Below are 6,476 nucleotides of genomic sequence, written 5' to 3' on the forward strand. Positions count from 1 at the left end.
TCTATACCAAAGTGTGTCGGTTATTCTTGGAACCTAGGGAAAAAATAAATAATATTTTTTGATTCATATTCTTTTATTAAACCAATATAAATAATGGATAACTGATTAACATGTGTTGTTATGACTGATGACATGTCCAGATAAATTCAATTCGAATTCCACTTGGGTCATAACACATCATATGTGTACTAGGACCTATTTGAAGAGGTTCAGGTGAAAATTCAATTAATGTCCCCGCATTTAATAATCGTTTATAAATTGTAATGAGTATATCTTCACTTTCGACTGATAGTGCTAAATGATGGAGTCCAACATTATTTTTTCTATCAAACTTGATTGAACTATCAGACTTTACTGACCAGAGTGTCAGCATAATAGAACCATCGCTGACAAATATTGCAGGGTAATTCATATCTCTTTTTACTTCTTGCCATCCTAATAGTTCAGTAAAAAATTGTGCACTTTCTTCTAGCTTTGATACTGACAAACCAACATGGTGGATCCCACTCGTTAATCCTTTCATTAAATATCCTTATTTTTTATATGAGTAAAATTATAATCTCATTTATTAAAAATGGATTTACATTAAATATAAACTAAACCGTTTAGTTTATATTTGCAAGGTGATAATGAATGCTTGAGCGAGTTAGATTTTCTATCAATACCTTATTGTGTCATTAAGTATCAAAATAACGGAATTAACTCAGCATTTGATACTTAACGTTCACTATTGTGTAGGGGTATAGTTAAAATAATTGTTATATTTATACTTAATTGGAAATGGAAATGAAAAAAATTGCGGTAATTTTATCTGGTTGTGGAGTGTTTGATGGGTCGGAGATTCATGAGGTAGTACTATCGTTGTTGTCCATAGAGCAAAATGGTGCTGAGTGGGTCTGTTTTGCGCCGAATATTTATCAACATCATGCATTGGAGCATTCAACGGGTACTGAGCATATAGACTCTCGACATGTTATGGAAGAATCTTCACGTTTATCTCGAGGAGAAATTTCAGATGTTGCTACACTTGATGCGAATGATTTCGATGCTCTTATTGTCCCTGGTGGTTTTGGGGCGGCCAAAAATCTTTCCAATTTTGCTTTAGACTCAGCAATATTTGAAATTAATCCTCATGTATTAAAAGCCTGTAAATCATTTAAGAAGGCTACAAAACCAACTGGGTTCATGTGTATCTCTCCTGTAATGCTACCTGCAATTTATGGAAAGGGGGTTAAATGTACAATTGGTAATGATACTAAAGTCGCCGATTTTATAGAATCACAAGGAGGTAAACATGTAAATTGTATGGCTCAAGATATTATTTGGGATGATATAAATAAAGTAGGAACAACACCAGCTTATATGACAGCAAAAAATATGCTTGAAGTACAGAAAGGGATTTCAAAGTTAATTGAAAAAGTGATATCCGAAAGCTGATTATCATGAAGATCTGATATAAATTATAATCTTAGAATTAGTTACATTAGTAGCGTTACTAATGTTTCTAATATTAACTACAATCTTATCTAAGTAACACTTTTAAAGTCTACTTTAAATAACTTGTTTATAATCAATCGGGTAGGCTATATAATAGAGTCCAGTAGGGGCGTGGTTTTTTTTGTGCCTGTAATTTCTTTTGTTATCAATTTTTAACTAATAATACTCAATAGTAGCTATTATCAGTGATCGTTATATACAAACGTTAAGTACTGAGTTGGATGACTTCATCTGCCATATTGATAGGTTTTATAGTTGAACTCATTAATGAAATTATATTAAGGTTTTCCAATGAAGACCTTAATATAATAATAAAGTAACATAAATTATTTTACTAAATCAGCCGCTTCTCGCGCTAAACGACCGATTTCATCCCATCGACCTGCATTGATTAGTTTTGGGTCAACCATCCATGTTCCACCACAAGCTAATACTCGTTCAATGGCAAGATAGTCATTCACATTTTTGGTGTTAATACCGCCTGTTGGCATAAATTGTATTTTTGTATAAGGTGCTAGCAGTGATTTAAGCATATTAATACCACCTGAAGCTTCAGCAGGGAAAAACTTCAATGTTGTCAGTCCCATTTCAAGTGCTGCTTCAACCGTTGAGGGATTGTTCACTCCAGGAATAATGTCGATACCTAACTCTTGGCAAGCTCTTACGGTATTAGGATTAAACCCTGGTGATACAATAAAAGTTGCACCTGCATCTTTTGCTGCGATAACTTGTTCACGATTTAATACGGTACCTGCGCCTATGAGCATATCTGGTTGTGCTTTACGTAGTAATCGAATTGCTTCTGCTGCGGCGTCTGAACGGAAGGTGATTTCAGCCGCAGGTAATCCATTTTCAGCTAATGCTTTGCCTAATGGAATAATATCTTCAGCACGTTCAAGTGCAATAACGGGAATTATTTTTATTGCTGCTAGTTGTTCAGAGATAGTACTCATTATTTTATTTCCTTATTAAAATTGATTGATTCAGTCGCAGATCTTGGGACAATGGCCCCTTTATGTTGAATCACTATTCCTGCAAGTTGGTGTCCTTGCAAGGCTGCTTCTCGTGGGGTTTTATTGGTTAGATATCCAGCTATAAATCCTGCATTAAATGAGTCACCAGCTGAGGTTGTATCAATAACAGTATCTATTGGTGTAGTTGCAATAAGTTCAGGTATATCGGTAGTAAAGTCGGTATATAAACATCCTTTAGCACCTTGTTTCAATACTATATTTCTTACACCATGATCACGTAAGCGATGTAAAGTATCTTGTTGTGAGCTATCTCCCCATAAGCATTCCTCGTCATCATCAGTAACAAGTGCAAGATCAGTCAATGTTAGTATTTGTTTATAACACGCTTGTGCTTCTAATTTGGTGTCCCAAAGAGCGGGGCGGTAATTGGAGTCAAAGGCAATTTCGACACCTTTAGCTTTTATATTATGTAATACGTTGATTAATTTTTGTCTATCTGTTGGTGGTAAAATGGCAAGACTAATACCACTCAGGTAGACCATGTCGACATTAGCTAAATGATGCTCAACATTAGGAAAACCAGGATGTTGTAGTAAGTAGCGGGCAGCTGATTGATTTCTCCAATAAAGGAAGGTTCTTTCACCTTGTTCGTCTAACTGGATGAGGTACAATCCTGGTTGGCGAGTAGGATCACGAAGTACATAATCAGTATTGATACCTTCTAGTTTCCAGCGTGAAATCATACCTTCACTGATCGTATCTACACCAAGAGCACTGACGTAATCAATCTCGATAGATTGACCTGCAGTACGTGCCATATATATTGCCGTGTTCAATGAATCGCCACCATAAGCTTGTTGCATGGTGCGAAAAGGAGCTCCATTAAGTTCTATCATGCATTCGCCGATAATTGCGATACGTTTCATGCATATTCTCCTGGTAGTTTGAAGTAGGTTTTTGCATTGTTGAAAGCGATATCTTGCACAAGCTTGCCTAGCATTGCCATGTCGTGAGGTGCTTCACCATTTTGTACCCATTGACCAATCATATTACACAGAATACGACGAAAATACTCATGACGGGTATAAGATAAGAAGCTACGAGAATCTGTTAACATTCCCACAAACTGGCTTAACAGACCCAGTTGAGATAATTGTTCCATCTGGCGTTGCATACCGTCTTTTTGATCGTTGAACCACCAACCTGAACCAAATTGTACTTTGCCTGCAATGCCACCTCCTTGGAAGTTACCAATCATTGTTGCCATCATTTCGTTATCGCGGGGATTCAGACAATAAAGAATGGTCTTTGGTAGCTCATTAGTGATATCCATAGCATTAAGTAATGAGGCTAGCTCTAACGCAAACGGACGGTCACCAACAGAATCAAAGCCACTGTCAGCGCCTAATAGCTTGAACATGCGAGTACTATTATTCCGTTGTGCGCCAATATGAAGTTGCATTACCCAGCTACGCTTCGCATATTGAGTTCCTAGCCACACCTGAACGGCAGTACTGAATTGGTCGATTTCTTGTTCTGTTAGTATTTCATTATTAAGACGTCGTACTAGCATGGCATCTAATACTGATTCTTCTGGTACTCTGCCGTATCGAACAATCTCAATGCCATGGTCGGCGGCACGGCAACCATGCGCTGAGAAATGATCAAGACGACGATCCAATGCCGTGAGTAAATCAGCGAAACGGGTAATCTCAATATTTGCAACTTCGCCTAAAATCTGCATGTATTCTGTAAAGCCATTTAGCTCGATCTTGAAGGCTCGATCAGGACGCCAGCTTGGTGCAATTTCAATGTCACAAGTATCATCTTTAGCAATGGCTTTATGGTGTTCTAATGTGTGAATAGGATCATCTGTTGTGCCGGCCATAACTACATTCATTTGTTTCATGATGCCACGCGCAGAAAACTCTGGACTTGCTAGCATATCATTACATTCGTGCCAGATATCTTCGGCTGTTTCAGGGCTGAATAGTTTACCTGTGATCCCAAATGGACGACGTAGTTCTAGATGAGTCCAGTGGTATAACGGATTGCCGAGCGTCTGTGGTACTGTTTTTGCCCATGCCATGTATTTTTCAAAATCAGAGGTTTCTTTGCCCGTAATGAGCGACTCGCTAATACCTGCGGCACGCATACCGCGCCACTTATAATGGTCACCTTCTAACCACATTTGACCAAGGTTGTCGAAACGACGGTTATCTGCGATTTCTTGTGCGTTGAGATGGCAATGGTAATCATAAATAGGCATGTCTTTCGCGAAGTCGTGGTATAAACGGCGTGCAATCTCATTGGTTAGAAGAAAATCTTCACATAGAAAATCTTTCATTGGTAACTCCAAAAAAGCATCCCTTCAAAAAAAGTTTTAGCTGAAGGGATATGAATAAATTAAAGTGATGCAACAGCTGCGCGAGCACCGTTAGTCATTATTAACTGATAAGCGTCGGTTACTTCGGTAACGAATGCCTCGTTTTTAATTAGATCAGTGCCGAAGATTGCTTTAATACCTAAAAGTGCTTTAACCACGGAGGTATTAACACCGTGTTGTTGGTAGATTTCTTTAAATAGTTCAACCATTGGATCTTTAATATCAATAGGGTTAGCTTTTTCATCAGAGCCACTTATATATATCATCCAACCTGCAATACCCATTGCTAGCCATTTGTAATTAGTGCCTTTTTCTAAATGGAAGCGTAGTGAATCTCCCATACGTTGAGGGATTTTTTGGCTTCCATCCATTGCTATCTGCCATGTTTGGTGTTTAAGACTTGGGTTGGTAAAACGATTAATTAATAGTTTTGCGTAGGTTTCTAGATCTGTGCCTTTTGGCATGTTTAACGTTGGAGCTTGTGCTTTCATCATCATATCGAAAGCAGCTTTACGATAGTTGTCATTGGTCATCGTATCAGAGATGTGTGCGTAGCCACCTAAATAGCCAAGATAGGCTAAGAAAGAGTGGCTGCCATTAAGCATACGCAGTTTCATTTCTTCAAAAGGAACAACATCAGAGACAAACTCTGCACCTACGATGTTCCAGTCAGGACGGTCATTTACGAAGTTATCTTCAATAACCCACTGTCTGAATGGTTCACAAGCGATACCACATAGATCTTCAACACCGACTAAAGTTGTTATTTCTGCTAATGTTTCAGCAGTTGCCGCGGGCACAATACGATCGACCATAGTACATGGGAAAGTTACGTTATTTTCAATCCAGATCGCAAGATCCTTATCGACTAACATTGCAAAATCGAGTACCGCTGCACGAGCTACATGACCATTTTCTTGCACGTTATCACAAGACATTACGGTGAATGGTTTGATGCCAAGTTCTCGACGAATGCGTAATGCTTCAACAATATAACCAATGGCAGAATTAGGTTCTTGTGGGTGAGTTAAATCTGCTTTGATTAGAACATTATTGTGATCTAAACGGCCAGTGGCAGGATCCGTACAATAACCTTTTTCTGTAATTGTCATAGAAACGATAGCAACTTGCTCTTCAGCCATTTTTTCTAGTATGGCTCGTTGCCCATCAAGGGCAGGGTGTAGAGATTCCGTAACAGAACCGACCATTTTTACTGTTGTTGTGTGTTCACCTTTTTCTGCCACTGTATATAAATGGTTTTGTTCACGCAGTTGTTTGATAAGATCTTCACCACCAAACAGGTTAATTTCACAAATCCCCCAATCACTATTGGTTTTGTCTAACATTTCGCTAGTAAATAACGCTTGGTGAGCACGATGAAATGCTCCGAATCCTAAATGAACAATACGACTTTTAAGAGTTGATCTATCATAACTAGGAAGGATGATGTGGGGACTTACTTTGGTATTCGCAATATTCAACATGTTGTGTTCCTTGGTTTTCTCATCGGTATATTACCGATGAGAAATATAATAATTGGAGTGTTTTAATTAATGGATAAGGATCCCCCTGTGTCAGAATAGTTGTCACCCCTTAAAATCATTCATTCAATGCAGGGG

At 38.2% G+C, this 6,476-nt stretch carries 6 protein-coding genes; 1 reads left to right on the forward strand and 5 read right to left on the reverse strand.

The features are described 5' to 3' along the window. Positions 1–118: 118 nt before the first annotated feature. A complete protein-coding gene (locus tag Q1K78_RS16775) occupies positions 119–523 on the reverse strand; it encodes a VOC family protein (RefSeq protein WP_012550264.1) in 405 nt (134 codons plus the stop codon). Positions 524–786: 263 nt separating this feature from the next. Here Q1K78_RS16775 and elbB point away from each other — a divergent pair, with 263 nt between their 5' ends. After that, entirely contained in the window at positions 787–1,437 is a 651-nt protein-coding gene (gene elbB, locus Q1K78_RS16780; RefSeq protein WP_300181517.1) for an isoprenoid biosynthesis glyoxalase ElbB, read from the forward strand. Between the two features lie 386 nt (positions 1,438–1,823). On the opposite strand, the gene Q1K78_RS16785 is transcribed toward elbB, so the two are convergent. Genes Q1K78_RS16785 through Q1K78_RS16800 form a run of 4 tightly spaced genes read right to left on the reverse strand, consistent with a single transcriptional unit; the run spans position 1,824 to position 6,341 of the window. After that, on the reverse strand, positions 1,824–2,450 hold the full coding sequence (locus Q1K78_RS16785) for a bifunctional 4-hydroxy-2-oxoglutarate aldolase/2-dehydro-3-deoxy-phosphogluconate aldolase (protein WP_300181519.1): 627 nt from the start codon (positions 2,448–2,450) through the stop codon (positions 1,824–1,826). Then, positions 2,450–3,397: a sugar kinase gene (locus tag Q1K78_RS16790; RefSeq protein WP_300181521.1), complete on the reverse strand. Its 948-nt coding sequence runs from the start codon at positions 3,395–3,397 to the stop codon at positions 2,450–2,452. The genes Q1K78_RS16785 and Q1K78_RS16790 overlap by 1 nt, the downstream gene beginning before the upstream one ends. After that, positions 3,394–4,818 (reverse strand): glucuronate isomerase, encoded by a 1,425-nt coding sequence (uxaC, locus tag Q1K78_RS16795; RefSeq protein ID WP_300181523.1) that lies wholly within the window; start codon positions 4,816–4,818, stop codon positions 3,394–3,396. The genes Q1K78_RS16790 and uxaC overlap by 4 nt, the downstream gene beginning before the upstream one ends. A 59-nt stretch (positions 4,819–4,877) precedes the next feature. Continuing rightward, positions 4,878–6,341, reverse strand: a complete 1,464-nt coding sequence (locus tag Q1K78_RS16800; RefSeq protein WP_300181525.1) for a fructuronate reductase — start codon at positions 6,339–6,341, stop codon at positions 4,878–4,880. Positions 6,342–6,476: the final 135 nt, after the last annotated feature.

The organism is uncultured Aliivibrio sp., from assembly GCF_946479765.1.
Classification (GTDB): Bacteria; Pseudomonadota; Gammaproteobacteria; order Enterobacterales; family Vibrionaceae; genus Aliivibrio.

What these genes read in the sequence shown, in the direction of transcription:
- Q1K78_RS16775 (WP_012550264.1), bottom strand. Translation starts at nt 523, where the DNA reads ATGAAAGGATTAACGAGTGGGATCCACCATGTTGGTTTGTCAGTATCA.
- elbB (WP_300181517.1), top strand. Translation starts at nt 787, where the DNA reads ATGAAAAAAATTGCGGTAATTTTATCTGGTTGTGGAGTGTTTGATGGG.
- Q1K78_RS16785 (WP_300181519.1), bottom strand. Translation starts at nt 2,450, where the DNA reads ATGAGTACTATCTCTGAACAACTAGCAGCAATAAAAATAATTCCCGTT.
- Q1K78_RS16790 (WP_300181521.1), bottom strand. Translation starts at nt 3,397, where the DNA reads ATGAAACGTATCGCAATTATCGGCGAATGCATGATAGAACTTAATGGA.
- uxaC (WP_300181523.1), bottom strand. Translation starts at nt 4,818, where the DNA reads ATGAAAGATTTTCTATGTGAAGATTTTCTTCTAACCAATGAGATTGCA.
- Q1K78_RS16800 (WP_300181525.1), bottom strand. Translation starts at nt 6,341, where the DNA reads ATGTTGAATATTGCGAATACCAAAGTAAGTCCCCACATCATCCTTCCT.